At 54.4% G+C, this 1,930-nt stretch carries 3 protein-coding genes; 2 read left to right on the top strand and 1 reads right to left on the bottom strand.

Going from position 1 to position 1,930, the window contains the following annotated elements:
* Together CA13_RS34290 and CA13_RS36085 are read left to right on the top strand one after the other, a co-directional pair.
* Nucleotides 1–715 (top strand): hypothetical protein (locus tag CA13_RS34290; protein WP_419195346.1); only part of this gene is annotated, 715 nt, incomplete at its 5' end.
* Between the two features lie 163 nt (nt 716–878).
* Entirely contained in the window at nt 879–1,244 is a 366-nt protein-coding gene (locus CA13_RS36085; protein WP_419194353.1) for a hypothetical protein, read from the top strand.
* A 461-nt stretch (nt 1,245–1,705) separates the two neighbouring features.
* On the opposite strand, the gene CA13_RS36080 is transcribed toward CA13_RS36085, so the two are convergent.
* The coding region (locus tag CA13_RS36080) for a hypothetical protein (RefSeq protein WP_419195345.1) at nt 1,706–1,930 on the bottom strand (225 nt) is incomplete at its 5' end.

Genomic DNA, 1,930 nt, shown 5'->3' with positions numbered 1-1,930 from the left:
AAAACCTTCCGTTAGGCGACCTAGTCCAACTCCAGTGAAGACGTTCTCAACTTCCCGCTGCCACGAACGCAATCACCCGGAATTCACACTGTTGGTGGAACCCGATGGCATTGCCGACTCTCACATTGTGTCGCTGTTGGCAGACCTTGAATCCATGGTCCATTCCGGAAGCGTATTTCGCGCGGACCAGACCTTTCAGCATGGCTGGATGCAGACTCTCATCCAAGAGCTTAGCGATGGCTCGCTGACGCTTCACGAACCTGACATGCTTTCGATGCCGATTAAATTCGTTCCCGGCGTAACCGAAACGGTTCGCCACATGATGCTACAACTATTCACACTGGACAGTTTCTCGATTGGTCGCGAGCAAATGGATATCCCATCTGTTCGTCAGTCCGGCATCGCATGTTATCGCTACAACCTTGGTGATGGATTCATCATGGACCGTGGGGCTCCATCAGACGACAATGACTCCGGGTGGTTTGTCGGATGTGCCGATCCGGATTGCAACCACAATAACGCAGACAATCTGCAACGAATTTCGCTATTCCAACTTTTCCTTGGTCGGCCTGCGATTCTCGGTTGGGTAACGTTTCCAACTGGCACGCTGATTCAGCAGTACAATCCTGAACTCAATGTTTCCCTCGACGGACGCCCACTTGAGGTTGTCGCGGGCAGTTTTACCGACCAAATGCTGCGTCGACATCAATCCTAATGCCGCCGGTCGCCTAACATGGTTTTTACGCTAGGCCTTCGGCACACCGCTGTCGTTAGTTCGAGCCTCCATCTGCTGGTAGAATCTACCCTTGTTCAAACTTAAATGGCATCGCAACGGCGGTGTCGTAAAAACCTTCCGTTGGGCGACCTAGATCAATCTAATGGCCGAGCGTCCTTACGACGAAAACGAAGAACGCAAACGCTACATTTGGCGACACTTCCCAGATGCTGTCAGGCCGCATGAGTGCATCCCACATCCCGACGCTGTCGAGGCCGCTCTCCCGGAGCACCACCGTGAGGCATTCCGCCGATACTACAACGCGATCGGTTCATCTGATTCGCCTGCACCGCTTCCACCTGACCTTGAATCTCTCGTAACACGCATCCAAGCCGACATCGAGACGGCAAGCTTGGACGCTGCCGTTGGCGATCGTGAATTTGACATTCATCGCTGCGCTCAATGCAATCGGATACTACAATCGCCAAGTGCACAACAATGCCTCTGGTGTGGTCACGACTGGCACTAACTCGATGCGCCGCCGGTCGCCCAACATGGTTTTTACGCTAGGCCTTCGGCACACCGCTGTCGTTTGTTCAAGCCACCCTCTGGTGGTAGAATCTTCCGTAATTCAAACTTGAATGGCATCGCAACGGCGGTGTCGTAAAAACCTTCCGTTACCGGACGCTCGCCGAACGGCGCTGACCTCCTTTGGTCGCGCGTTTTCTCCCTTTATGCTTCTGTGGCCTTGGAGCGTCGATCGGGTGGTCTCCGCGCAGCGGCGCGCGATATCGAGCCCTGAATTGCGTTGGAGCATGAATGTTGTCGCGGCCGTGCGGACCATTGGCGATTTCAGCTATTCGCGTTTATTTGCGTCCATTCGCGGTTCTCTATGCTCGTTGCGCTGTCCCTGCGACCTCATTCGGATGGAGAACTTTCTGGTAGTTCACGCGTCCGGTAACATGGTTTTTACGCAAGGCCGCGGCTTCGTCATTGGGGCATCCTTTGGTTTGCAATGTCCTTCGCTTCGGCGACGAGCCTCGGTTTGCCGCGCCGCGGACACCGCCTCTTTGGCAACGCTTGTTCTTTTTGGTAAACTGATTGCTGTTGCGACACTTTTTGACTTCGGAGAGAAGCGGTGTCGTAAAAACCTTCCGTTATGCGGCTTGAGAACTCGTTCTTGGACGGGTGCCACGTCGGGTGAACGCGTGCTGG

Origin of the sequence: Novipirellula herctigrandis, from assembly GCA_007859835.1 — a bacterium.
GTDB lineage: Bacteria > Planctomycetota > Planctomycetia > Pirellulales > Pirellulaceae > Novipirellula_A > Novipirellula_A herctigrandis.
This window is presented reverse-complemented; position numbering and strand designations above follow the sequence as displayed.

What these genes read in the sequence shown, in the direction of transcription:
- CA13_RS36085 (WP_419194353.1), top strand. Translation starts at nt 879, where the DNA reads ATGGCCGAGCGTCCTTACGACGAAAACGAAGAACGCAAACGCTACATT.